Genomic DNA, 26856 nt, shown 5'->3' with positions numbered 1-26856 from the left:
ACTAATTATGGCTCTGGCTGAAAAGTTAACCCACGAAAATGCGGAGGCTAGCATTTCACAGGGAGTCATTGTGTCTAGCTGAAAGGAACATATGAACAATATCGAGCAATTTAGTCTATATACAGCCAAAATATTTGAAGAGCTTTATGATTCGTTTCCTATCCCCAAAGGATTAGATCAGGATAAAGCAATTTCAGATTGTCTTTCTTTTGCCAAACATGAAGAGTTACAAGATTTAAAAAATAAGAAAGACATAGCTGAACTTCTGATAGTCATTGGTCATGAAGACGCCGAAAGAATAGAGGGTAAGCTTTCTGAGTTAAAACATGGGCACTCAGCCCTTGAAAATGAAAAATACAGTGAGATCTATCTTCAAAAAGCAATTTTTAAGAGCACGTTAGAGTTCCTACTTTCTGAAGGCTTGGTGCGTGAAGCAAAAAGTGGAGGTTATGTTCTAACAGCTAAAGCATTTTCACATCTTAATAAGGGGTTTGAAAATGGGGGCATAAAAGACGAAGATAGCACCTATATCAAAGCTATCAAGAGCATATTTTCTACAGATACAGCCCAAAAAATAGGTGTTGGTTTAGCAATAAAGGTAGTTCCTTCATTTCTAGGCATCAGCTAACAAGCGCAGGCAATCGGACAGTCAAAAGTGGCACGCCTTTTGTTCCAAAAGCCGCGCCAATTTTGCCCGCCATTGCTGCTGGCGTTATACATTTTCCGGAGTAGACAACTATGGATTGGATTATAGAAAATAAAGACTGGCTCTTTAGCGGTGTTGCAATTGCTATCCCAATTGCGATTATTGGATGGTTTATTTCTACTCGGGGAAATAAACAAGTCCAAAAAGGTGGTAAGAATTCTACGAATATTCAAGTTGGTGGAAGCCTAAATATTGGTGGAAAGAAAGATGTTGAGTAAGCAAAGTCAAAAAGGCGGAGATGGTTCAACGAATATTCAAACCGAGCAAATGATTGTTCAAGTTGGTATAGATGAAAAGCGTGCTCGCGAAATATACCAAGAAATGAACCTTCAGCTAAAGAAAGATTACACTGATGAAGCATTAAAAGTGGCTAATCAACGTGTTTCAGAATTTGAAAATAGGCTCATGCCTAAAATGGAAGAAGTTGAGGGTGCTCTAGGCGCGTTTGCCGACCCTAGTTTTCAGATATTACTTGTAGAAGCCCAGAAAACAGCAGCAGCTTCAGAAAGACCAGCAGACTACGATCTTTTATCGGAACTATTGATTCACAGGTTTCAAAAAGGAGAGAACCGAATTGTCCGAGCAGGAATAAGCAGAGCTGTAGAAATAGTGGATGAAATTTCTGATGATGCTCTACTCGGATTGACAGCCTTTCATGCGGTAAATACCTTTTTACCTGTTACAGGAGATATTAATCAAGGATTAGATGTTTTAGATGAATTATTCGGCAAGATTTTCTACGGAAAATTACCAGTGGGTAGAGACTGGTTAGATCACTTAGATATATTAGATGCGGTGCGTTTAAGCTCTTTTGGCGGTTTAAAAAAAATTGATCAATACTACCCAGAGCGATTATCTGGTTACATAGACGCAGGGATAAGAAAAGATTCCGATAACTTTGCTAAAGCAATAGAAATTCTAAATACAAACTCATTACCTCGAAATATTTTGGTGGAGCATTCTCTAAATTCTGAATATGTAAGGTTGCCAGTTTCAGCTAAGCAGCAAATTGACTCATTAACACTAATACAACAGCTCCCCCATGCTGGACGATTAATGCAAAGGCAAGTTGCTTTAACAGAAACACAAAAGCAAGCTTTGTATGCAATCTATGAACTGTACGATTCCAATGTAAATATTAGAAACGAAAATACGAGAGTTTTAATGGATCTATGGGATAAAAGAGCCAATCTAAAAGCTCTTAAATCTTGGTGGAATAATTTAAATGTAGGCATTCAAATAACTTCCGTTGGAAGAGTTTTAGCTCATTCGAATGCCCAGAGATGCGACAAACATCTTCCTCCTCTGAACTAAAAATAAAGAGGCAGTGCAGAAATGTATAACAAGCTGTTTAACAAGGACAAAATATAGTTGGCTTTTGCTCCTTCGTCGCTTATTTTAGCCAACAATATTTAGCCTGTTAACAGGGCGTTAGCTGCAGGACTTACCCAAACTTAGTGGACATCTCCTATAGTTAGATAAGAGGTGGCTTATGGCTAATAAAAAGAAGGTTCATGCTTATACTGAAGAGTTTCGTAAGGAAGCTGTTCGTAGAGCAGATCAAAAGGGTAACTCCAACCAATCCGTAGCCGCAGAGCTGGGCATTTCCGCGCAACAAATCTACAACTGGCGTCGACAGTTCAAGCGCTGTGGCGGCAATCAGTTCTCAACTATTCAAGGTGTGAAGTTTCATCAAGAAGACTCTGATGAAGTACAAGCACTTAAGCGTCAAGTTGCCGATCTGAAAGAAGAGAATACTTTTCTAAAAGGCAGCCGCGTACTTTGCGAGCGACCAAGAGTAAAGTACGCACTCATTAAAGTATATGTGGGGCAATTCAGAATAACCGTGATGTGTCGGGCACTTAAAGTGTCTCGTTCTGGCTATTACAAGTACCTCACCCGCGATATATCCGCACACCAGCAACGACGCAAACAGCTGCGTGAGAAAACCATGGTGCTCTTTGAGAAATTTCAAAAGCGCTATGGCGCGCCCAGATTAACGCGTGCATTAAAAGCTGAAAACGTGCCCTGCTGCGTTAATACGATAGCGAAAATCATGCAGCAGTTACAGTTACGCGCTCGCAACGGTAGAGCGTTTCGATATTCGCAATATAGCCACAGTAATGTACGCGTAAGTCAAAACGTATTGCGCCGGCAATTTGTGGCGACAACGCCCAACACAAAGTGGGTCACAGACATTACTTACATTCGATTCAAAGGCCAATGGCATTACTTGGCTACCGTAATGGACTTGTATTCAAGAGCTATTGTTGGCTGGGCGTTTGATGGTCATATGACCGAAGAACTTATTATACGAGCGCTCAATATGGCGATTAGTCAACGAGATATAGAGCCTGGGTTAATCATACACTCTGATAGAGGTGTTCAATATCGTTCCGTGCGATACCAAGACCTTATAATGAGCATCGGTGCAGTGTCCAGCATGAGTAGAAGAAGCAACTGCTGGGACAATGCCGTGATGGAATCATTCTTCAGTCGTATGAAAGTCGAACTCATATACGGGGAGAAATTCAACTCGCTTCAAGAAATCAAATCTTGTATCTTCGAATACATAGAAATTTTTTATAATCGCGTACGCCAGCATTCAACACTGGGTTATGTAAGCCCATATGAATACGAATCGGCATACGCTTAACATGGATGTCCACTTTCAGTGGGTAAGACCAATGTCATTATGAATAAATTGCCTTCCGAAGAAGAGATGCGACTTCTTATAGATAAAGAGATTGACCAAATGGAGTCAGTCCTAAAGGAATATGCTGTTTCGCTGCTAATCCCTCTGAAGAAAAAAATACTTAAGTGGGAGTACGGAAACGATGAAGAATTTACTGCTTGGGAATTCGCTGACTTTGGTGAGCGAAATGTTGGGGCTGCATATTGTACTGGTGGTCATGGCGCAGGTGGTTACCCTTGGGGGCTTATATTTACCAATGATGACTACTTTGGCATGGATGCAGGCTGGTATGGTAGTTTCAAATCAATGCTTATCAATGGTTGGTATGAGCAAAACATTTAACAAGTTTGTCAACGTTCGCACTTCGTGCTGGACCGCTAAAAGCGTGGTTTCGCCACAACGCGGCCCGTTACAAATGCGTTAGGCGTTCATGGAGTTTTTATCTGAACTATGGAAATAGAAAAATTTATAAAGCAGTTAGATAAGCTTTCACGAACGTACTTTTACGAGCCTAGTTATCGAGAGGATCGTATAGTTCTGTGTAGGAAAGAAACACTCCTTACTGTACCAATTGAGTTTTCTGAGAAAGAAGTAGCTATCTATTTATATGCAAGAACTACTTCTTGGGATGCAGATGGTGACAGAACTGATATGAATGACATTTTTTCGACATTACCTGCTTTGTTCTTAAGAGTTAACGATATAAATATTTCATGTACATTGTTGGATCTTGAACACCCTCTTGGCCAAGGTGATGATGGTGCGATTAGACCTGTTGAATTATACGCTCGTTATATAACAATAAACCAGCCATTAAATAATGGTTTATTAGCAAGGACGAAAGAAAGCCTCAAGTTCATCGATAAGTTCTTGGATGTCGTAACTCAATATGAAGTAAGCTTATATCACTTTATTGAAAGTAGTGAAAAATTAGAAGCAAAATGTGTCTATCAAGACTTGAATTTACACATCTGGGCGATGACCTTAGTCAAAGCACTCAAAGAAGATACAAATTCTGACTCTGTTCTTTATAACATGAGGGTAAACCCATCTTGGTATTACTTCCGTTCTAAAAAAGAAAAAATTTCAGTTTTATTTTCTCCCAAAACCGCTTTTATGTTGAACGAAATTGCTTCAAATAAGAAGGGATTGGGAAGGCATGAAACAGATGGTTTTAATTTTTACAAATCAGAAGATACACTAAATTCGTTTACCGATATTGACAAATCTAAAATTATTAATGTCTTAGAGGCCCTTGGTGAAAGTATTACATCTGTGACTTTTGTTCCTATTGAAAATAGACTCATCGCTATTGCCAAAGAACATATAATTTCGCTTGAGTGTGAGTGTGACAAGAGAATTTACTCTCAAGGAAAAAGTACGGTAATTCAAAGACGTAAAATCGAAAAAGAATTCTTATTTGAAGGCCGTATTTATAAATGGGCACCTAAAATAGATGGTGGGCGCTTTGAGGAGCTTTCCAGAGAGTTGTTAATACGTAAGCAAGGTGTGATCAAAGTGAGTAATACTTCGGTAACGAATGAGCCAGATGCAAACGCAGATTTAATTTGTATTTGGGATTCTACTGCATTATCAGATATGCCTCAGGATGAAAGAACAGGTCTATTACAAAGACGTAAAGTTGTCGTTCAATGTAAGGCTTGGTCTAAAAATATTGGTAAAAATGATATCCCTAGTATTAGAGATACACTAGATCGTTTTGAAGCTGATGGAATGTTAATTATATCCTCTAAATCAATCGCAAGAAGTTTGTTTGATCATATTGAAGTCTTAAGACGCAAAGGCATATGGGCAGACTACTGGGACAGATCTGAAATAGAAAGTATGCTTGATGATAACCCTGATTTAGTTAGTAAATATCAAGATATTGTATGCTTTGATGAAAACGCCTAACAAGAGACTATGGCGTCAATAGTTAATTTATAGCCTTTGGCGCTTCCCACATTACCCCTTCTCGCAGCATCGAGTTTAAGATAACAACCATCTTTCTGATACAGGCGATAATAGCCACTTTCTTAAGACTAAACAAGACAGGCATCTTTGTGTACAAAGGTATACGTTTTGTGCCCGTCTTACTCTCTATTAGCTATGTGCAACACCAAATGCGTATGATTACTCATCATCGCATAAGCACATATATCAATGGCAATACCTCACTCAAAACATGAATACGGTCTTTCACCCATTGGCGACGATGTTGAAAGGTTCTACTGTTTTCCTCTCCACACAAAAAGGCACGGTCACAGCGGGAAACACAGTGACAATATGGCGTATCCAATAAACTAATTAGCGACTTTCGGGCTTTAAGCATTGCGGCTGTCAGACTCTGATTGTTTGGCGGTTCTACGATCTATGCAGATAAAGTGAAATTGTGCCTGAATATTGGGAGGGAACTTTGAAATGTTGGAGTGCAATGGATTGATATCATGGGACTTTCGTGCGAAAGTTTGTCAACAAAGGATATGATGTACGGAAATTTTCCATCTTGTATAAAGGATTTTTTCCATATAATAGGCTGTTAGTTTTTTATCATCAATCAGTACTATGGAGTAGTCAAAAGTGTTAAACCGTATCCCAAGAGAAGTGTGGATTTCTTTATTTTCAATAATAATTACAGCATTGTTATCACATTATATCCCTAAAATATTAGAGGCTAATTCTATTGAACTTGAGTATTTTGAAAGTAATAAAAATGAATATATCAATGTACCTGAGTTGCTAGATGGAAGAGTTGAGATATTAGTCGATGGTAAACCTCAAAAAAACTTAACGTCAGTAGATATTCTGCTTTTTAATCGCTCGCACAAAGATTTAAAAGATATCCCTATAACATTTGAATTTAAATCACCTGAGCCATCAAAGCCTATACAATTACTAAGTAAGCAACTAAGTAAACCTGAAACATTTCCTAAAGACTCTGTCTCAGAAGTGCCTCAACAAAACACAGGCTCTGTAAGATACAAAATCAAAAGCTTCCCAATAGAAGATGATTATTCAACTGATTTTGTTGCATCGTTTATTTTCTTGGGTGATATAGCTCCAGCGGTAAAGGTACAATCAGATTTCACTGACGGCAAGGTGATTGATATATATAAATACGACCAATCAAGACGAGAAAGAAAAGAAATAATTGAGGCTCTTTCCGTATTAATACCTTTGGTAATTATATTTTTTATTTTTATTTTCTGGCAGACTAAAAAAGACAAAATAAGAATGCAAAATAGAATAGTTTCTGAAGCAGAAAAACTAGTCAATAAAGATGAAAAATTAAAAGGCTTAATATTGGACATAAAAAAAATTGCCCTAGAGTCATATAATAACGCAACAGGAACAAAAACTAACAACTTGCTCAAGCAGGAGAAATAACAGTTGGCCATCGCTTCGCGATTATGGCCAATCATTATTTTCCTCTTAGCAATGCGTTAGTATTTTTGCTTCGATTCGAATTAAGGATTATAAAATGAACAAATTATTGCTTCTAATTGTCTTTGCGCTATCAATCTCTATCCCATCAATATCTCAAGCAAAAGATGAATTAGAGATAATTCAAAAAGAAAGTATAGAGGGAAAGAAAAGAGAAGATTTCTTTTATTTAATTGGCACGCGTTCAAGAGGTAAACCTGCAAACTATACACTTTGGAGAAATCAATTTGATCCCGATAAAAACTGGAATGGGTTAGGTAGCCCCGCCTTAACAATAGAAAATGCAGTTAGCAGAGCTAAGGAATACTACAAAGCTGAAGGTGAGCTACAACTAATAGAGTTGGAACTTCGCTTAGGTTATTCAGTTAACTCTACTGTCTGGTATTACTTAATTAGCCTTGCAAAGCCGAGTGATATAACTGAACGAGGAGTGGAAAGTGAGCTCATATATACCGTAGTTGTATTAACTAGTGGTGAAGTTCTTCCTCCATATACACCTAAATAAAATACTTACATGTAGGTCAAATACGTTAAGGCCTCCACCGAATGCAGCTAAAGCTGCACCGTTTACCTAGGCGTTACACGTTAAGCCATGGTTATCGTACAAAAAATGAATAACGGGGTCAGAGTAATTTTAGACTTCTATTCAACTTATACCACTAAGCGTTTTGCGCTCGTTTCACCAATTAACCGCCACACCAATAAGGAAAAATACAGCATGAAGCTGACAGTTGTTTCTCTAATTACTTTGTTTTTACTCGGCTGTGCTGCAGCTGGCGTTCCGTATTCTAATGATTCTATGACTAAACTTGATAACGCTTATCAATTAATGGGAACACAAGGCAGAGGATTAGCTGCCGAAAAGCTGGGTTTACAGGCACTAGCTGAATTAGAGGAATCTAACAATACATATGGGGTAGCAGAAGCACATACTTTCCTAGGGTTGTTTTACAAAAATGAAAGTTACCGTGAACATAAAGTATTTTACGAAAAGTATAATGAATACGACCCTACAGCTTCAAAATCTATCCATCACTTTGAGTTAGCGGCAAAAGCATTTGAAGAAGATGGCGACTACTGGGGTGTTTCCAAGGCGCTATTCTCAATGGGCAATGCTTACCTAACCGATAACGACAACGCTAATGGTTGCTCAAAATTTCAAGAATCATTGAACATTTATCAAAGCGATAAAAATGTATATGTAGGGCGAGTACACCCTCATAACCCAGCCTTTGAAAGTTATGAGGCAATGGTTAAAAGCTTCATTGAAAAGCATTGTGCAAATAGCTTATAAGAAATGTACGCATTGTCTGTATTGAAGAGAAATGATGAAATACAATTTATTAATTATCCTGCTCACGTGTTCTATATCTGGATACGCTTCAGAAATCTACAAATGCAAAGACTCCGATGGAAAGTTGGCGTTTTCTGATAGCCCTTGCCCAACTAAGTCCTCTCAAGAAGTACTTAATATTGAGAAGAAAAGCTGGGAGTCTCGCTTACAAAGCTTAAAGCCTTCGTCGATTAATATCATTGAAATTGATTCTGAAGAGGGGGAAACCACAATTAAGTACGAATTTAAAACTATTGCTGACTCAAATGCTTTTTTAAAGCAAGTACGTAATTTAAGTAAGATGCCCGTTGCTTTAATGAAACTAGTGCAGCCAAAAGCTGGCGGGGCAGGCCGTGGTGAAATAAAAGCATCTAATAAACTAAAACCTTTACCTTTCTGAATAATCACACCGTAGTTTCAACTTTGATGTTCACCATACTGCCGCCTTCTCCATAATTTCCCCACACTTTGTTGTTACACTATGACTAATAGCGGCAAATTGAGCGCGAACTAAGCGCGAACTAAGCGCAAAGCAGCGGAATAACGGTGGAGCTTTCCTCATGAAACACAATCACGTTCTTTTAGTGTTACTTTTAAGTGGCGGCGTACTAACGGCTTGCCATCAGCCAGATACCGCTCAATGCGAAATCATTTCAACGTCTGTAGAAGAGGCAGGCTTTGATGAGTCGGTACAGGTAACCTGCAACGACGATTATGCTTATCTGTCGTCTACCACGTATCCTAGCCACGATTTAATGAATGGCATAACGGGTACAAACGAACAAATCCCTGTTCCAGCTTTTGGTTATTCAGCACCTATTAAGCTTAAACCTACTAAAGCAGATGCATTAACCAGTATTGATGCCGCGTTGGGTGTGGCCGTTAATGGCGTGCCCATTTACGACTATTCATCTCAAGGTGAGCTTGATTTAACACATTACAATGAAAACGTTGATACGCTTAAGTTAGGCCAGTTAGATAATTGTGGTGGCCATGCTGGGCGAGGGGATGATTACCATTATCATGCTGCTCCAACTTGTATGATTGAAACTATGGCTAATCGGGGCGAGAACCCGATTATAGGGTGGGCGTACGACGGTTACCCCATTTACGGTGATGATAACCCTGATGGTAGTAAAATAAAAAGTGGCGCACTGGATGACTGTAACGGTCAGGCTGACGACGCATTCGGTTATCGATATCACACTTCCGAGGCGCCGCCATACATTGTTCAGTGTTTGGTGGGTAAGGTTGACGTTGCTAATTTACCCAGAGTAGCGCCATTAACCAGCACCGATAAAGATGGTTCTACAACAACAATTAATGCTATGCGAGATAACTTAACGCCTCCCAGAGATGGCGTTGAAAACTTAAAGCATGTTGTGTCTGAGAATGGTAAACGGTCTATGACTTATACCTTCCAAGGGAAGGATTACTATGTTCATTACACGCCCAATTCCAGCAAACCAAACTGTTTCGATTTCGAACAGAAAACGGTAAGTAACGGTGGAATAGTAGAAACGGGTACCTTTTGTCGTAATTTAGATTCGAAACAAAACCCAAAACCAATACCAAATCCACCCCAAAACCAAAATCAAAGCCAAAATGAAGAACCAGGCAGGAGACAAGACCAATCTCCGCCACCGCCACCAAAAGGTGATAGAAAGCCACCTCAACAGAACGACCCTAATAGCGCAAAAGTGAACAAAACTACTCACACTACAATGGTTAACAAAGGCCATGTGTTCAAACTTGAAGCGTGGGCCGACAACTGGTTTGCAGCATATCTTGACGAGGAACTTATTGTTGAAGATTCGGTACCCATAACCACCGAGCGTTCATTCAATGCAGAAGAAGTTATATTCTCGGCAGATTATCCGCTAATCATTAACCTAGTGATTAAAGACTTTAAGCAGGACGATACCGGGCTGGAATATATTGGTACACCTAGGCAGCAAATGGGAGATGGCGGTTTTATAATGCAACTTACCGACGTTTCAACCAATGAAACAGTTGCCGCTAGTAATAGCGCGTGGCATTGCAAGGTACTCCATGAAGCACCTTTGAATAAACAGTGTGAAACCGAAACGAACCCTAAAGTTGGCGTAGCGCCATGTGGGTTTACGAGTACAGCAGAACCTTCTGGTTGGAAAAAGGCAGGGTTCGACGTAAGTGACTGGCCAAATGCTATTGAATATAGCGCTTCAGATGTAAGCCCTAAAGACGGGTACAACCTTGTAAGCTGGGATGAAAGTGCAACCTTAATTTGGGGCGACGATTTAGAAACAACTAACACCCTTATATGCAAATTCACGGTTCAGAAGCCATGAGGTATACCATGAATGCATTGTTATTTGCTGGGTCGTTTATGCGCGTATTTTCGCTTAAAAGTTTGTTTGTGGTAACGGCCTTAGTCATGTTTTTGGTTATGCGTAACCCCGCTTATGCACATACCGTTGAGGAAACCACCGCGCAAATCATACTGAGAGACGGACAAGTAGAAATACGGTTACAAACGGATAGAGCCCATTGGGTAGAAGCGGTGAGTGATAGCAGTGCATTTTTGTTAGGCGAAATTGATGACGTTATTCCGCATGGGCTAACCATAAAGGAGCAGGACGCTTTTTTTAAATCAGTACTTCAAGAACAAACACTAGTAAGGGTTAATAACAATCAGCAAGCTATTGCAGGTATTACTGTAATTGAAAACGAGCAAAGCCAAAAAATGACTATCGTGATGTACGCTACGCACAAGTCGGCAAATGTCGAGAGCATTGGGGTAAGCTTTCCAAAAAGCTTAGGAAACATTCACAGTAGTTTTACTAAGCCTCAATATCGAATGATTCCTGCCGGCAGTTACAGTAGCGTAAAATTAAAATAGCGGGGTAAAAATAATGATGCCAGCCATAAGAATATCGCCTAACAAATTAACTAACCTTTCAGCTGTTCCACATCAGCGCCGCTTGGTTTAAAGTGAGTAGTAGTAAATATTAAATCAGTAAAAGGATGTACATCAGTATGAGAAAGCTATTTTTTGTTTTAGCCTGTTCGCTGTTTATTTCAATGCTAAGTGGCTGTGTTACCAGTCCTGTCGTAATGAATAAAATGGCTATTGAAGAGGTGGAAGACAAACTACCTCAAACGGTATTGCTGGTTATTAATGAGGAACTGGCTTCCTTAAAGCATCACGAAAAACAACTCGGCACTACTTTTGAGTATGACCTTGGCTTTTACCTTAAAAATGCCATTCATGATTCGCTCTCCTCTATATTTGAATCTGTTGCCCAATCAGAAAATACAAATACTAGTGACAACTTTGATGTAGTAATTACGCCGTCGGTGTTGTCTTTTTCTGCTCCTGTCCCTGCCTTAGTTTTAATGCATACAAAAACTACAGTAACTATCCAATACGAAATTACCCGGGCTAGCCCTTATAAGCCATATTTTATCGAAGCCACTGGCACTTATGAGTTAAAAAGTGATGAAGATAAAGCAATATATAACTCACTAAAAAGTGGGAGCATATACACGTATAACGCCGCAACAAATTTTGGTATGGCTGTGCCGGACTACTCATTCGAGGCCGGAAAGGATGTATATATGGCAATTTACCACGCGCTCAATGAACTGAATGCGCAATTATTAGCAAAGATTTAAAAATACCTAGCTAATACCTTAACCCGTGAATAAGTAGCTTTGGCTATAGGTTATGCAGTAGTGGTTTTTTAAACATACCGTTAAAGCTAATTAACACCAGCATGTAGCCCTAGGTGTATCGCATTACCAAGAATCTATGCGTTAAGTGAATTTTCGGCCTTTGCGCTATGATGGAACTAGGCCACTGGTAAAAATCATGTTGTAGTAGCGGCGCGGATTAACGCCGTTTGTTTGTAATCTTTAATATATTGAACTAGTCTAGCTACACTTAACAAGGATGTGGTTGTTGATTCACTGTATTCACGTAGTTCCTTATTTTTATAACAGCAAAGGAACTGTCGCATGTTATTCGCTACCAATAGAACACCCACTAGAAAATCCACCACTATTTCTCCGGTCACCAAAGTAAACCGTAAAATCCATTTTGATAATCAAAATACTCGGCCAGCCTCTGAAATGTATTTTTGCAGACGAAATGGTCCCGGTGACTATGTAGAAGTAGGGGGACGTAGGTTTTTCACCTCTTTAAAAGAGCTTGGTAAATACACTCAAATATTGCTTTATATTCACGGGTTCAATAATAACCCCGAGCCTGATGTGTTTGGGTGTGCTGAAGCGCTGCAGCACCTTATTGATAAAGAAAAAGGTAAAGATTTCGCCTTAGTGGTGCCTTTGCTATGGCCTTGCGATGACGATGGTAAATCTCGGTTTTTAGATGATTATTGGGACGACCAGAAAGCGGCAGATTATAGTGGCAATGCGTTTGCCAGAATGTTGTCTAAATTCGATTCATGGCGAAAGGAAGAAGCCATGTCTGCCGACCCTTGTATGCGGCGAATAAATTTGTTGGCCCATTCAATGGGAAATAGGGTACTTAGAACCGCGATCAGTTACTGGGGAAAGTACGATCATCACGGCATGGTGCCAATGTTATTTCGTAATGTATTTATGATTGCCGCAGATGTGGTTAATCATTGCTTCGAGCCAGGTAGAAGTGGGGCACTAATACCTACAACCACCAGAAATTTAATTGTTTATTACGCGAACGACGATTTAGCAATGCCGGCCAGTAAAGTTGCTAATATAAAAAATCGGCTTTTGTCTAGACGGCTAGGTATGACTGGAGTAGAGGATATTACCAAGGTGCCGAAAAACGTTTATGAAGTTGATTGTGATGATTTCAATAATAGGTTTGATAGCCCAAAAGGACATTCTTACTTTTTAAGCAATGGCGGATTTACCAGCCCAGCGTTACTGCATATGTTAGCCGCAATAGATGGAGGACGAGTGAATCCTCCCGACCAACATCATGTTATTGAGTACATAAAAAAGTAATATGAAACTTATTCGCTAATCTTAAAAACTCTACTTCTGCCAAGCCTTTTAGTTTTATGAAGGGCTTGGCCTCCTTGCCTGAACAGAAGTGGGGTTTCAGTTTTTATATAACTGGCCTCGAATCTCTAGTTCTCTCGTTTAAATCTTTACCTTTAAATCGTCACCTTAATTCGTTACATCTACTAAACACCTCTAGTTCTCACGTTTATTTTTTACTTCTATTTTTGCCTTTGCGCTTCTATTTAAGCCACGTTTACAAACCTGTTATGTCATCAGCATAGTTTTGTCCGACTTTCTGGATACTTTCGTGATATTTGTCTTTCAGTATTGATAGGGCGTTAACACTCATTCATTACTAAGGAACAATCATGAAGCGACTTAATAAAATTTCTGCAGCGGCATTGCTTGCGTTTGCTAGCCAACAAAGCTTCGCTGCTGACATAACCGTAGAAATTCAGAACTTATCTCACGGCATATACATTACCCCAATTGCTGCGGTAGCACATACCACTGATGCGAGCTTATTTGAAGTAGGTGAAGCAGCAAGCACAGAAATTCAAATGCTAGCAGAAGGTGGCAACCTTGATGGTATTACTACCATAGGCACTTCGATTGGTGCAGATATGATTGTTAACCCTGCAGGCGGGCTATTAGCGCCTGGAATGACAACTTCTGCTGACTTAATGACCACTGGCGATAATACTGTTTTATCAGTAGTTGCTATGATTGTGCCGTCAAATGATGCCTTTATTGGATTAGATAACTGGGAAATTCCCGCAGATGCCGGTACCTACACAGTGTACGTAAACGCTTACGATGCAGGCACTGAAGCCAACGATGAAATACGAGGCGGCGGCGAACCGGGTACTCCAGGTATGCCAGTTCCACCACCGTTGGAAGATATGGTTGGTACCGGGGGAAGTGGTGTAGCTGGAGCTGATACGAATGCCGCTGTGCATATTCATCGCGGTACTATTGGCGATGACTCGTTAACTGACGGTGCCAGCGACCTAAATAATACCGTTCACCGTTGGTTGAACCCAGTAGCTAAAGTAACAGTAACCGTACGATAAGGAGGCTGTTATGCAATATTTAGCCAAACATTATAAAAAAGCATTGGTACTCACGTTACCCTTTTTGCTTGCGGCGTGTGGCGATGACGATACCCGTGAAGTAATTGTAGAAGTTGAAGTACCCGCTGAAATTCCAGATCCCGTACCGGTATCGTACGACGTAACCGTAACTAATTTAACCAATGGCCAGCCAGTATCGCCGCCTGCGGTAGTGCTGCATAGCGAAGGTACGTTGTGGGAAGTGGGCGCGGTTGCATCGGTAGAACTAGAGCGTATTGCCGAAGTAGGCGATTCAGCCGAATTTTTAATGCTAGGTGACGCAAGCGCTGGCGGTACTGGCCCAATTACCCCAGGCGATTCACAAACCATTAGTGTATCGATTAACGATATTACCGACGCTAACCTAACGATTGCCGCAATGTTGGGCAATACCAACGATGCCTTTACCGGTATTAACAGTTACAGCCTAGCAAACCTTGAAGTGGGCGCTACCTATACCACTACGCGTCCAGCTTATGACGCAGGTACAGAAGCAAACACTGAAAGTGCAGCAACAGTACCAGGGCCTGCAGCGAACGGAGAGGGCTTTAGCCCAAGCCGTGACGACACAGGCTTTATCTCTATGCACCCAGGTGTGGTTAGTGCTGACGATGGCCTTTCAAGCTCTGCACTAACGGTTGAACACAAGTTCGATAACCCTGTTATTCGTATTCAAATTACGCGCACAGAGTAACGAGCAATGATGCCCCAAGTATTAGACGAAAGGCTAATTTAACGGGCAAGTAAATAAAAAGCGTTAATCTTGTGAAAGATTAACGCTTTTCCATCGTTCTATTAGTTTTTGAACCGTGGCTTTCCCAAAATGACCGACAAAATATTAATTGTTGAAGATGACTTAGACATAGCCAATCTTATGCGAGTCAACTTGCTAGAGTTAGGCGTTGAGATTGAACATCAAGCCGATGGCAAACTAGCCCTTGAATGCGCTTTAACAGGCGAGTATGCCGTTGTGCTGTTAGATGTAATGTTACCTAGTATGAGCGGGCTAGATATTTGTAGAAAGCTGCGAGACGCTTTACCAATGCAAAGTATCATTATGCTTACTTCTAAGACGTCTGAAACTGACAGAGTACTTGGGTTAGAGCTTGGCGCTGATGATTACATGACAAAGCCATTCAGTGTGCGAGAGCTTCAAGCTCGGGTTCGTTCACAGCTTCGAAAGTATCACGTAGTTCAGCAAACCCCCGTCGTAAATCAACAAGCAGATACACCTTTAAAATTAGGCCGGTTAACTATCGACCAGCGAAATCATCAGGTGTTTTTATCTGAAGAAGAGTTGGTACTAACCGCCACAGAATTTGAATTGCTTCACCACTTGGCCAGTCATCCAGGGCAAGTATTTAGTCGCAGTCAATTATTAGAGTCAGTGTGGGGATATCACCATAGTGGTTACGAGCACACGGTGAACTCACACATTAACCGGCTGCGTTCAAAATTAGAAAATGATGCTACCGCCCCGCAAATAGTACAAACCGTTTGGGGTGTAGGGTATAAATTTAATCCTCAAGGAGTTTAACCCCATGAAATTTGGCTTTTATCCTCGCCTAGCCGTGTGCTTAGTTGGCGTATTTATGGTGGTGATGATTGCCTGTTTTTACTCCACCAACTTATTGCAAAAGCGTACTCAGCAAGAAGCAGAGCAAAAACTGCATATCGGGTTGGCTGAACACCTTGTTAGCGATAACCCGCTGCTTAAAGAAGGGGTCTACGACTATGAAGCCCTTGGAAATCTTTTCCATACGCTAATGATATTAGGCCCAAGCTTTGAGTTTTATTACCTTGACCCAGAAGGCACTATTCTTACCTACTCAGCCGAACCTGGTAAAGTAAAAGCCGATGCGGTGGATATTGCACCTATTAAACAACTGATTAATACCGATCGCGGTTTTCCCATTGAAGGGGATGACCCAAGAAATATTGGCCTTCAGAAAATATTTTCAGCAGCACCGGTTTATAACAATGAACAACTACAAGGCTACCTATACGTAATTATTGGTGGTGAGCGTTATGATTCAATTATCGCGAATTTGCAAAACAGTCAGAGCATGCGTGAAGTGGCGTTGTTTATGTTTGTTGGCTTAGTGTTGTTATTAGTCGCTTTATTGGTTTTATTTAAGTATTTCACCACGCCATTAAGACGTTTAAGCGACGATATGGACAGTGTTCGTGAAGCCGATTTTCATCGTGAAAAGTTGCCGCCGAATTTAGCTAAATGGAATAGAAACAGTGCGAACGAGGTCGACCGTTTGGGCTGCGCATTCACCGATATGCTTACCCATATAGATAATCAGTTCGACCAACTTAATAAAATTGATACCCAAAGAAGAGTGTTGTTGGCCGACTTATCCCACGACCTCCGTACTCCCTTGGCTAGCCTGCAAGGTTACATTGAAACCTTAGCGCTAAATGAAGACAGTTTGTCTAAACAAGATAGAAAGCATTTTGTCGATATATCGTTAAAAAATTCAAAGAACTTAAAGCACCTTATCGATCAAATATTTGAGCTAGCGTATTTAGAAGGTGGGCAAGTTACGCTTAATCAGGAGTCTTTCCCGTTAGGCGAATTACTGCATGACGTGGCCGCCAAGTTCGAGCTTGACGCGAAGCAGAAAAATATCGCCATACGAGTTATTCCCGACCACTTCGAATATTACGTATTTGCTGATATTGGCAAACTTGAGCGTGTGCTAACGAACCTTATTGCCAATGCTATTCGCCATACCCCTGCAGATGGCAGCATAGACCTTGCTGTGGTGCTACACAACGATAAGCTAAGGGTTGATATTCGTGATACCGGTGTTGGAATTAGCGATAAAGAAATAGCCTATATTTTCGATGCTAGGTATCAAGCTAGTAACACAGAGAAAGATACATGCAGTCATGCTGGCTTAGGCTTGGCAATATGTAAAAAGCTAATGGCGCTGCTGAATTCAGATTTACGGGTAGAGAGTCAATTAGGAAAGGGCACGTGTTTTAGCTTTGAACTTAACTTAGCGCAAAGCCATTAACGTTGGGTTTATAACAGCAGGTTAATTATCGCTGTGCTGCGATTATCGCGGCAGGTCAATTATAACGGTGCTGTGATTATAGCGGGACTTTGATTTTAAGCGGGCATAAGGCTACGCAGCAGCATGGAAGAATTTCGTCATCGTCAATAAAGGCGAGGGGATCGGTAGTGTATTCTACTTCGCCTTCAATGAGCTTAGTTCTACACGCACCACAAAAGCCTTCACGGCAATGGTAGTGAATATTAATATTAGCGGCTTCAAGGGCAGTAAGAAGCGTAGTATCAGGGGGAGAAGAAATACACCCCACATCAACAACGTCGATGCGGAGTGTTTTATCGTTATTGCTCATTATTTTTCGGTGTTGATTCCGGCGTTTTTTCTCTGCGTGCTCTGTTAGCGTTAGCGCTCGAAATTAGCTTCGCGATAGCGCTAAAAATTAGCTTCGCGCTAGAGCTCGAAATCAGCAAAATCGTCTTCGCTTACAGAAGAATCGATTTGCCCTACCAAGTAAGAACTAATTTCAGACTCTTGTGGTGCTACCTGAACGTTGTCAGAGTTAAGGTAGTTATTCATCCACGGCAGAGGGTTACTGCTAATTTCAAATGGCGCGTCTAGGCCAATAGCCGTCATACGTTGATTCGCAATGTACTCAACATAAGAACAAAGGATTTCTTTGTTAAGGCCAATCATAGAACCGGTTTTGAACAGGTAATCAGCCCATTCTTTTTCTTGCTCAACCGCGTTCATGAAAATAGCGCGTGCTTCTTCTTTGCAGTCTTCTGCAATTTGCGCCATTTCAGGATCGTCTTTGCTTCGTGCCCACAAATTTAAAATATGTTGGGTAGAAGACAAATGTAAATTCTCATCACGGGCAATCAGGCGGATAATTTTTGAATTACCTTCCATCAACTTGCGTTCCGCAAAGGCAAACGTACAAGCAAATGACACATAGAAACGAATCGCTTCTAAAGCATTCACAGAGTTCATGCACAAGAATAGCTTTTTCTTCAACTCATACATATTAATGGTGTGTGGCACGCCATCAACAGTGTGAATGCCTTCACCTTGTGTTTGCCATAGCTGAGTAGCAAAGATAAGGTCGTCATAGTACTTCGAAATATCCGCAGCACGGCGCTTAATTTCGTCGTTAACCACAATGTCTTCAAAAATGTCGCTAGGATCTGAAAACAAGTTACGCAAAATATGCGTGTAAGAGCGTGAGTGAATGGTTTCAAAGAAAGACCATGTTTCAACCCAGGTCTCAAGCTCAGGCAATGAGATGATAGGTAGAAAGGCAATATTAGGGCTGCGGCCTTGTACCGAGTCTAATAGAGTTTGGTATTTCAAGTTTGAAATAAAGATGTGCTTTTCAGGTTCGGTTAATTTTTGAAAATCAACACGATCGCGAGATACATCTACTTCCTCAGGGCGCCAGAAAAAGCTAATTTGCTTTTCAATAAGCTTTTCGAAAATGGCATGCTTTTGTTGGTCGTAACGGGCTACATTCACCGGGTTACCGAAGAACATAGGTTCAACCAATGGGTTGGTACTTTGCTGATTAAACGTAGTATATTTCATGATTGCCTAACTAAAAACTTAAAGATAAACGCGTTTTTTATTTATGTTCTTGCTGCGATACCGATTTCGCAAAAGCGGGTGCGCGCTATATTTTGCACGCACCGCCTGCACAATCATCATCTTCTTCTATTATCACTTCTTCTTGACGCGGTAACGGCTCATTGGCTTTAACTTCTAATGCTGAAGCGTCAGTCGCACCATCACGAGTGTTGTGATAATACAGGGTTTTCACACCCAGTTTGTATGTTGTTAATAGATCCTTAAGCAACAGCTTCATAGGAACCTTGCTACCGTCGTAACGACTAGGATCGTAGTTGGTATTAGCAGAAATAGTTTGGTCGATAAACTTCTGCATAATACCTACAAGCTGTAAGTAACCATCGTTCGAAGGAATATCCCACAACAATTCGTACTGATCTCTTAAACGCTCGTACTCTGGTACTACTTGCTTAAGCACACCGTCTTTACTTGATTTAATGCTAATAAAACCACGTGGCGGCTCAATACCGTTGGTTGCGTTTGAAATCTGAGAAGATGTCTCAGAAGGCATTAACGCAGACAAGGTAGAGTTACGTAAACCGTGAGTTTTAATTTCTTCACGAAGGGCATCCCAATCGTAATGAAGTGGCTCGTTACATACGCCATCAAGATCTTTCTTGTAACTATCGATAGGCATGATGCCTTGCGAATAGGTGGTCTCATTAAACTTAGGACATGCACCTTTTTCTTTCGCAAGATTGTTCGATGCTTTCAGTAGGTAATACTGCATCGCTTCAAACGTGCGGTGAACTAGGCCGTTAGCGCTATGATCTGAATATTTCACACCATTTTTCGCTAAGTAGTAAGCGAAGTTGATAACACCCACACCCAAGGTTCTGCGACCCATAGTGGCATTGTATGCCGCTGGAACAGGGTAGTCTTGGTAATCGAGTAGGTTATCAAGGGCACGTACTGCTAGGTCTGATAACTCTTCAAATTCGTCTAGCGACTTAATGGCACCTAAGTTAAAGGCAGAAAGCGTACAAAGGGCAATTTCACCTTCTTCGTCGTTAACGTGCTGCAACGGCTTAGTAGGAAGCGCAATTTCAAGACAAAGGTTACTTTGACGTACAGGTGCCACTTCAGGGTTGAAAGGGCTGTGGGTATTACAGTGGTCAACGTTCTGAAGGTAAATACGACCCGTGCTTGCACGCTCTTGCATGAACAAGCTGAAAAGCTCCATGGCTTTAATGCGCTTCTTGCGAATGTTGTCGTCGTTTTCGTATTGAACATACAAACGCTCGAACTTTTCTTGATCAGCAAAGAAAGCATCGTAAAGGCCAGGTACGTCAGATGGACTAAATAGTGAAATATAGTCATCTTTCATCATGCGTTGATACATGAGTTTGTTGAACTGTACGCCGTAGTCTAAGTGACGAACGCGGTTTTCTTCTACACCACGGTTGTTCTTAAGTACTAATAACGATTCAACTTCCATATGCCATAGCGGGTAGAACAAGGTAGCTGCGCCACCACGAACACCACCTTGAGAACAGCTTTTAACCGCTGTTTGGAAGTATTTATAGAATGGGATACAACCCGTGTGGAAAGCTTCACCACCGCGAATAGGACTACCTAGTGCGCGAATACGGCCAGCATTCACACCGATACCTGCTCGCTGGCTTACGTATTTAACGATAGCGCTAGCCGTGGCGTTGATTGAATCAAGGCTATCGCCAGTTTCAATTAATACACACGAGCTAAATTGACGAGTAGGGGTACGTACGCCAGACATAATTGGCGTAGGTAAAGATAGCTTAAATGTAGAAGCTGCATCGTAGAAACGACGGATGTAGCTCATACGGGTATCTTTCGGGTAGTTAGCGAACAGACACGCTGCTACCAAGATATAAAGAAACTGAGCACTTTCGTAAATTTCACCGGTTACACGGTTTTGAACTAGGTATTTACCTTCAAGCTGCTTAACGGCGGCGTAGCTGAAGTTCATGTCGCGCCAATGATCGATGTAATCATCCATCTCGGCAAATTCTTCAGCAGTATAATCTTCAATTAAATGCTTATCGTATTTACCCATTTCAACCATGTTAGTGACATGGTTAAACAGTGCAGGGGGCTCAAACTGGCCGTAAGCTTTTTTGCGAAGGTGGAAAATAGCAAGGCGAGCTGCCAAGTATTGATAATCAGGTGCGTCGGTAGAAATTAAGTCTGCCGCTGATTTAATAAGGGTTTCGTGAATTTCGCTGGTATTAATACCATCAAAAAACTGAATTTGAGCTTTAATTTCAACTTGTGAAACTGAGACGTTTTCAAGTCCTTTTGCAGCCCATGTCACCACCTTATGAATTTTTTCTAGGTCGATGGATTCTTGCTCACCATTTCGCTTGGTGACGGATAAACTATTATTCATGTTTCTCTGGCCGTTGTCTGTTAGCGCGCGAAGCGTGGGTATATAACCCTGTTATAATGTGTATTCTTTTTAGGTTAGTTGTTTCGCTGCGAAGCAATACATCAGCGTAAGACCCTTTGCGCGATTTACACAACTAACCACGACCAACCCTAAACTTATTAGCGCATAAGTTTGAGAGAAGCCGCTGAATTCTTTTCATTAATAGTATGTTTTATCTGATAATCCGAAAAAACGCAGTAAAAGGATCGATATCGATCTCAATATTTCCAAAAATTTGCTTTGGGATCCCGCGTTGGATTAAACACAAGATAGTGAGGTTTGCCTCTGATTGCAACCCAATATCTGGTGCTTAAACGAGCACTTAAACTGGCACGGATTTTAGGTTAGTAGTGACTAACTTTTTAGCATCGTACAAGCCTTAAATATACCGATTGCAAGTACTATTCGAAAAAATGATCGAGGCTTAAAATAATTTAACTTAATATCGTACTTAACACCTAAACACGATATGTGGTGTTGAAATTATCAACAAGCCCCAATATGTAGTGCTAATTAATCTTGTGACACCGTATATAGTAGGTAGTTAACATCCACGTTACGGTCTGACAGATAAAAACCTTGGGAAACGGGGTCCATATGCAAGCCGGTCATGTCTCGAGGTAACAAACCTGCATCATCTGTCATTTTCAAGAGTTCAGAAGGTTTAATGAATCGAGAATGATCGTGAGTGCCTTTGGGCACAAGTTTAAGCAAGTACTCCGCACCCACGATCCCCATTAAATAAGACTTTATATTTCTATTTAATGTAGAGAAGAAAACATGCCCACCAGGCTTAGCTAATTTAGCGCAAGCTCGCACTACTGAAGCTGGGTCTGGTACATGCTCAAGCATCTCCATACAGGTAACTACATCGAATTTACCCGCATGGCTGTCTGCGAATGATTCAGCAGTAACACAGTGGTAATCTACTTTAACCCCAGACTCCAAGCCATGCAGCTTAGCAATCTCTAAAGATGCGCTTGCCATGTCTAGGCCAACCACTTCTGCACCGGCTTTCGCCATAGACTCTGCCAATATGCCGCCGCCACAACCAATATCCACCACTTTTTTGTTAAACAATCCGTTAGTGTGTTGGTTAATAAAATCTAAACGAAGTGGGTTAATTAAATGTAGGGGTTTGAACTCACCTTCAGGATCCCACCACCGTGAGGCCAACTCTGAAAACTTATCAATTTCCTGCTCATCAACGTTTGTCATTTATATTTTTCCTTTCTGCGCCTGCTTATTATTTTGCTTTTATTTATAAAACCGGTTTTGCACACCAATTTCGCAAAAGAACGCGCATTACTAATGTTACTCGACAGATAGGTGATATCTGCGATTAATGAATTACTGCCTTCATATGGCTAATAACATAACGCAAAACCATCATTAAGGCATCGTTTTTGGCATTGCAATGGGGTTTCGACCGCCTGCTTGAACGAAAAATAATCGCTTGGTGCTAAGTAGGAAAGGATGCGTAATTAAGCGCTACATAAATGTGTCATCAAGTGTTACACTCGAAGCAAGATTATGAGCCCATAATAACAATGCAAATCTATAATTTGCTTCTCTATATTGTGTAGATTGAGCTAGATAGATAATGCAGAACAAACCGAAATAAAGGGATTAAGCAGTTTATGTCTGATAACGCTAACGAAATCCTCCCCGTTAATATTGAGGAAGAGTTAAAGAACTCCTATCTCGATTACGCGATGAGCGTTATTGTCGGGCGAGCATTGCCTGACGTAAGAGATGGTTTGAAGCCTGTACACCGCCGTGTGCTGTTCGCAATGAACGAACTGAAAAACGACTTCAATAAACCATACAAGAAATCTGCCCGTGTGGTAGGTGATGTAATTGGTAAGTATCACCCACATGGTGATTCTGCGGTATACGATACTATTGTACGTATGGCCCAGCCATTCTCGCTTCGCTACATGTTGGTAGACGGCCAAGGTAACTTTGGTTCGGTAGATGGCGATTCAGCCGCTGCGATGCGTTATACCGAAATACGTATGGCAAAAATTGCCCACGAACTTCTTGCCGACCTCGATAAAGAAACCGTCGACTTCGTACCTAACTACGATGGTACTGAACACATTCCAGAAGTGTTACCTACTAAGGTTCCTAACTTACTGGTAAACGGTTCTTCTGGTATCGCGGTAGGTATGGCAACTAACATTCCGCCACATAACTTAACTGAGGTTATTAACGGCTGTATTGCCCTTATTAAAGACCCATCAATTACGATTGATGACTTAATGCTTCATATCCCTGGTCCTGATTTCCCAACTGCCGCTATGATCAGTGGCCGTAAAGGTATTGATGACGCTTACCGTACTGGTCGCGGCAAAATATACATGCGCGCCAAAGCGGAAATTGAAACGGAAGATAACGGTAAAGAAACCATTATCATTAATGAAATTCCGTATCAGGTTAACAAAGCTCGCTTAATTGAAAAAATTGCTGAGCTAGTTAAAGAAAAACGTATCGAAGGTATTTCTGCACTACGTGACGAGTCTGATAAAGACGGTATGCGTATTGTTGTTGAAGTAAAACGTAACGAATCAGCGGAAGTACTACTTAACCATTTATATGCCAATACTCAGCTACAAACTGTATTCGGTATTAACATGGTTGCGTTAGATAACGGCCAACCTAAAGTCTTTAACTTAAAAGAGACCTTAGAAGCCTTTATTCTACATCGCCGTGAAGTAGTAACACGTAGAACCGTATTTGAACTACGTAAAGCCCGTGACCGTGCACACATCCTTGAAGGTTTAGCCATTGCGCTAGCCAACATCGACCCAATCATTGAGCTAATTAAAGCCTCACCTGGCCCTGCTGATGCGAAAAAAGCATTAGTTGCACAAGGTTGGGATTTAGGCGATGTATCGCAAATGCTTGAACGTGCCGGTGATGATGCTGCACGCCCAGATTGGCTAATGCCTGAGTTTGGTATTCGTGATGGACAGTACTTCCTTACTGAACAACAAGCACAAGCTATTCTAGACCTTCGTCTGCACAGACTTACTGGTCTTGAGCACGAAAAAATTCTTGAAGAATATAAACAACTTCTAGAAGTTATCGCTGAACTGCTTCACATCCTTAATAGCCCAGAACGATTAATGGAAGTGATTGAAGAAGAGCTTGAGAAAATTCGTGACGAATTTGGTGACGAGCGCCGTACTGAAATTACTGCTGCTAGTCACGATATTGATATTGAAGACCTGATTGAACAAGAAGATGTTGTCGTTACCTTGTCTCGTGAAGGCTATGTGAAGTATCAAAAACTAAACGATTATGAAGCGCAGCGTCGCGGTGGCCGTGGTAAATCGGCAACTAAGATGAAAAATGAAGACTTCATTGAGAAACTATTGGTGGCCAATACTCATGACCACATTCTTTGTTTCTCAACCCGTGGCCGTTTGTACTGGTTGAAAGTTTATCAATTGCCGTTTGCGAGCCGAAATGCCCGTGGTCGTCCAATTGTAAACATTCTTCCTTTAGAAGATAACGAGCGTATTACTGCAATTTTACCTATCAAAGAATTTGAAGAAGGTAAGTTTGTATTAATGGCTACGGCTAACGGAACCGTGAAGAAAACAGATTTAAGCCTTTATTCACGTCCACGTTCAAGCGGTATTATTGCCGTTAACTTGAACGAAGGTGATGAACTTATTGGTGTTGACATTACCCATGGTGATGACGACATTATGTTGTTCTCAGACGCAGGTAAAGTGGTTCGCTTTAACGAAAAACTTCGTGATAGCGAAACAGGTAACGTTAAGTTAGATCCTGAAACTGGCGAAGAACTATTAGCACTACGTCCAATGGGCCGAACTGCTACTGGTGTTCGTGGTATCAGATTACAAGACGACCAACGCGTTGTTTCCCTCATTGTACCTCGTGGTGATGGTCCTATCCTGACTGCCACAGAGAACGGTTTTGGTAAACGTACGCCACTTGAAGATTACCCAGCTAAGAGCCGTGCTACACAAGGTGTAGTATCTATTAAGGTTTCTGAGCGTAATGGTAAAGTGGTTGGCGCGGTTCAAGTTGATGAATCCAATGAAATTATGCTTATTTCTGACCAAGGTACCCTAGTACGTACCCGCGTTGGCGAAGTTTCAGTAGTAGGAAGGAATACCCAAGGTGTTCGCTTAATCCGTACTGTTGAGAACGAGCATGTTGTTGGCTTACAACGTATAGAAGAAGTAGTTGAAGAATTGCTAGAGCTAGATGAAGATGGCAATCCAATCGCTATAGAAGAACCTATTGAGCAAGAAGAAAACGCTGCACAAGACGGCGACAGCTCAACGACAGAAGAGTAGGGTATTGCCCGCTTAATTTATAAGCGGGCAGTTATCGGTGTTCTTTATTACAAGCGGCTTAGGCCGCTTGTTATTTTATAGGTGTTGAAAAACGCAATGAAAGAGGTTTTCAATTTTAGCGCTGGCCCGGCAAAGTTGCCTGAAGCCGTAATGCAAAAAGCACAAGCTGAATTTACTAACTGGCGCGACTCAGGTTGCTCGGTAATGGAAGTCAGCCACCGTGGAAAAGATTTCATCGAGATAGCAGCCAAAGCTGAACAAGATTTGCGCGACTTACTCTCGGTTCCTAAAAATTACCATGTTCTTTTCACCCATGGCGGTGGACGTGGTCAATTTGCAGCTGTTCCCCTTAATTTATCGTCTGCGTCAGACACCAGCCTTCACTTAGTGAGTGGATCTTGGTCTGATGGTGCAGTAAGCGAAGCCGCGAAATACAACAACGCTGTGGTCGTTGGTGAGCTTTCTAAAAAAGATGGTTTGCATCACATGCCTCAACCATCGCTTGCCAATGTAGACCAATCAGCAGCGTATTATCATTTTTGTCCAAACGAAACCGTTGACGGTATCGCGTACGATTGGTTACCAGAATCTGGCGATGTGCCGCTGGTTTCAGATATGTCGTCTACCATATTGTCTCAGCCTATTGATGTTGCTAAACACGGCCTTATTTATGCCGGTGCGCAGAAAAATATTGGCCCCAGCGGTTTATCGGTAGTGATTGTTCGTGAAGACTTGGTGGGTAAAGCTCGCAAAGAAACACCGTCAATTTTCGACTACGCATTAGCAGCGAAAGCTGACTCTATGTATAACACGCCACCTACGTTCTCGTGGTATTTGGCGGGGTTAGTGTTTGAATGGCTTAAAGAAATGGGCGGCGTTGATGCCATGGCAAAACGCAACAGCGAAAAAGCGTCACTGTTGTATTCTGCTATCGACAGCTCAGATTTTTATGCTAGCCAAGTACACCCAGACAACCGCTCTAAAATGAACGTACCGTTTCAGTTAGTTAACCCTGAATTAGACGCGCTATTTTTAAGCCAAGCACAAGACGCTGGCTTAATGGCATTAAAAGGCCACCGCTCTGTAGGCGGAATGCGTGCCAGCATTTATAACGCTATGCCCGTTGAAGGGGTAATGGCGTTAGTAGAATTTATGCGTGAATTTGAACGAGCAAACGGGTAGTC

General features: G+C 41.3%; 24 protein-coding genes and 2 pseudogenes. 20 read left to right on the top strand and 6 right to left on the bottom strand.

What is annotated here, in order from left to right; genetic code table 11:
• The first annotated feature begins 91 nt into the window (after positions 1-91).
• From Q4561_RS18650 to Q4561_RS18625, 6 genes are all read left to right on the top strand, one after another.
• Positions 92-628: a hypothetical protein gene (locus Q4561_RS18650; protein WP_303462760.1), complete on the top strand. Its 537-nt coding sequence runs from the start codon at positions 92-94 to the stop codon at positions 626-628.
• Between the two features lie 110 nt (positions 629-738).
• Positions 739-924 (top strand): hypothetical protein, encoded by a 186-nt coding sequence (locus Q4561_RS18645; protein WP_303462759.1) that lies wholly within the window; start codon positions 739-741, stop codon positions 922-924.
• Positions 914-2020, top strand: a complete 1107-nt coding sequence (locus Q4561_RS18640; protein ID WP_303462757.1) for an LPO_1073/Vpar_1526 family protein — start codon at positions 914-916, stop codon at positions 2018-2020. Before Q4561_RS18645 ends, Q4561_RS18640 begins: the two co-directional genes overlap by 11 nt.
• 178 nt (positions 2021-2198) lie before the next feature.
• Positions 2199-3362 carry an IS3 family transposase gene (locus tag Q4561_RS18635; protein WP_303462756.1) on the top strand — a complete coding sequence of 388 codons (1164 nt, stop codon included), beginning with the start codon at positions 2199-2201 and terminating at the stop codon, positions 3360-3362.
• Positions 3363-3380: 18 nt separating this feature from the next.
• On the top strand, positions 3381-3743 hold the full coding sequence (locus Q4561_RS18630) for a hypothetical protein (RefSeq protein ID WP_303462754.1): 363 nt from the start codon (positions 3381-3383) through the stop codon (positions 3741-3743).
• A gap of 108 nt (positions 3744-3851) precedes the next feature.
• The gene (locus Q4561_RS18625; RefSeq protein ID WP_303462753.1) at positions 3852-5315 is read left to right on the top strand and encodes a restriction endonuclease; all 1464 of its coding nucleotides are present in this window, start codon (positions 3852-3854) and stop codon (positions 5313-5315) included.
• Positions 5316-5337: 22 nt separating this feature from the next.
• Here Q4561_RS18625 and Q4561_RS18620 read toward each other — a convergent pair.
• Together Q4561_RS18620 and Q4561_RS18615 are read right to left on the bottom strand one after the other, a co-directional pair.
• Positions 5338-5439, bottom strand: a pseudogene (locus tag Q4561_RS18620) (IS110 family transposase); the annotation flags it as partial.
• Positions 5440-5509: 70 nt separating this feature from the next.
• Positions 5510-5733 (bottom strand): annotated as a pseudogene (locus Q4561_RS18615) (transposase); the annotation flags it as partial.
• A 248-nt stretch (positions 5734-5981) separates the two neighbouring features.
• Between Q4561_RS18615 and Q4561_RS18610 the strand changes: the two are divergent.
• The 12 genes from Q4561_RS18610 to Q4561_RS18555 all read left to right on the top strand — a co-directional run bounded on the left by Q4561_RS18610 (position 5982) and on the right by Q4561_RS18555 (position 17311).
• Positions 5982-6788: a hypothetical protein gene (locus Q4561_RS18610; RefSeq protein ID WP_303462752.1), complete on the top strand. Its 807-nt coding sequence runs from the start codon at positions 5982-5984 to the stop codon at positions 6786-6788.
• Positions 6789-6882: 94 nt separating this feature from the next.
• Positions 6883-7350, top strand: coding sequence for a hypothetical protein (locus Q4561_RS18605; protein ID WP_303462751.1), 468 nt, complete (start codon positions 6883-6885; stop codon positions 7348-7350).
• 213 nt (positions 7351-7563) lie between these two features.
• The gene (locus Q4561_RS18600; protein WP_303462749.1) at positions 7564-8139 is read left to right on the top strand and encodes a hypothetical protein; all 576 of its coding nucleotides are present in this window, start codon (positions 7564-7566) and stop codon (positions 8137-8139) included.
• 34 nt (positions 8140-8173) lie between these two features.
• A complete protein-coding gene (locus Q4561_RS18595; protein WP_303462748.1) occupies positions 8174-8578 on the top strand; it encodes a DUF4124 domain-containing protein in 405 nt (134 codons plus the stop codon).
• Positions 8579-8738: 160 nt separating this feature from the next.
• Positions 8739-10508 carry a YHYH protein gene (locus Q4561_RS18590; protein ID WP_303462747.1) on the top strand — a complete coding sequence of 590 codons (1770 nt, stop codon included), beginning with the start codon at positions 8739-8741 and terminating at the stop codon, positions 10506-10508.
• 8 nt (positions 10509-10516) lie between these two features.
• Positions 10517-11059 carry a hypothetical protein gene (locus tag Q4561_RS18585; RefSeq protein ID WP_303462746.1) on the top strand — a complete coding sequence of 181 codons (543 nt, stop codon included), beginning with the start codon at positions 10517-10519 and terminating at the stop codon, positions 11057-11059.
• A 137-nt stretch (positions 11060-11196) separates the two neighbouring features.
• Positions 11197-11835, top strand: a complete 639-nt coding sequence (locus tag Q4561_RS18580) for a hypothetical protein (RefSeq protein ID WP_303462745.1) — start codon at positions 11197-11199, stop codon at positions 11833-11835.
• Positions 11836-12177: 342 nt separating this feature from the next.
• Positions 12178-13170 (top strand): alpha/beta hydrolase, encoded by a 993-nt coding sequence (locus tag Q4561_RS18575; RefSeq protein ID WP_303462744.1) that lies wholly within the window; start codon positions 12178-12180, stop codon positions 13168-13170.
• Positions 13171-13538: 368 nt separating this feature from the next.
• Entirely contained in the window at positions 13539-14243 is a 705-nt protein-coding gene (locus Q4561_RS18570; protein ID WP_303462743.1) for a spondin domain-containing protein, read from the top strand.
• A 10-nt stretch (positions 14244-14253) separates the two neighbouring features.
• The gene (locus Q4561_RS18565; protein ID WP_303462742.1) at positions 14254-14976 is read left to right on the top strand and encodes a spondin domain-containing protein; all 723 of its coding nucleotides are present in this window, start codon (positions 14254-14256) and stop codon (positions 14974-14976) included.
• 129 nt (positions 14977-15105) lie between these two features.
• Positions 15106-15819, top strand: coding sequence for a response regulator transcription factor (locus tag Q4561_RS18560; RefSeq protein ID WP_303462741.1), 714 nt, complete (start codon positions 15106-15108; stop codon positions 15817-15819).
• 4 nt (positions 15820-15823) lie between these two features.
• On the top strand, positions 15824-17311 hold the full coding sequence (locus Q4561_RS18555; protein WP_303462740.1) for a cell wall metabolism sensor histidine kinase WalK: 1488 nt from the start codon (positions 15824-15826) through the stop codon (positions 17309-17311).
• Positions 17312-17387: 76 nt separating this feature from the next.
• Here the strand turns inward: Q4561_RS18555 and yfaE are convergent, their stop codons facing one another.
• From yfaE to ubiG, 4 genes are all read right to left on the bottom strand, one after another.
• Complete coding sequence (gene yfaE / locus Q4561_RS18550) at positions 17388-17660, bottom strand: class I ribonucleotide reductase maintenance protein YfaE (protein ID WP_057791965.1); 273 nt, start codon at positions 17658-17660, stop codon at positions 17388-17390.
• 98 nt (positions 17661-17758) lie between these two features.
• Positions 17759-18889: a class Ia ribonucleoside-diphosphate reductase subunit beta gene (nrdB, locus tag Q4561_RS18545; RefSeq protein ID WP_303462739.1), complete on the bottom strand. Its 1131-nt coding sequence runs from the start codon at positions 18887-18889 to the stop codon at positions 17759-17761.
• Positions 18890-18974: 85 nt separating this feature from the next.
• The gene (gene nrdA / locus Q4561_RS18540) at positions 18975-21296 is read right to left on the bottom strand and encodes a class 1a ribonucleoside-diphosphate reductase subunit alpha (RefSeq protein ID WP_303462738.1); all 2322 of its coding nucleotides are present in this window, start codon (positions 21294-21296) and stop codon (positions 18975-18977) included.
• Positions 21297-21848: 552 nt separating this feature from the next.
• A complete protein-coding gene (ubiG, locus tag Q4561_RS18535; protein ID WP_303462737.1) occupies positions 21849-22553 on the bottom strand; it encodes a bifunctional 2-polyprenyl-6-hydroxyphenol methylase/3-demethylubiquinol 3-O-methyltransferase UbiG in 705 nt (234 codons plus the stop codon).
• Between the two features lie 422 nt (positions 22554-22975).
• On the opposite strand from ubiG, the gene gyrA reads away from it, so the two are divergent.
• Positions 22976-25672: a DNA topoisomerase (ATP-hydrolyzing) subunit A gene (gyrA, locus tag Q4561_RS18530; protein WP_303462736.1), complete on the top strand. Its 2697-nt coding sequence runs from the start codon at positions 22976-22978 to the stop codon at positions 25670-25672.
• Between the two features lie 96 nt (positions 25673-25768).
• On the top strand, positions 25769-26854 hold the full coding sequence (gene serC, locus Q4561_RS18525; protein ID WP_303462735.1) for a 3-phosphoserine/phosphohydroxythreonine transaminase: 1086 nt from the start codon (positions 25769-25771) through the stop codon (positions 26852-26854).
• Positions 26855-26856 lie beyond the last annotated feature (2 nt).

Source organism: Alteromonas sp. 1_MG-2023, assembly GCF_030547075.1.
Taxonomy (GTDB): Bacteria; Pseudomonadota; Gammaproteobacteria; order Enterobacterales; family Alteromonadaceae; genus Alteromonas.
This window is presented reverse-complemented; position numbering and strand designations above follow the sequence as displayed.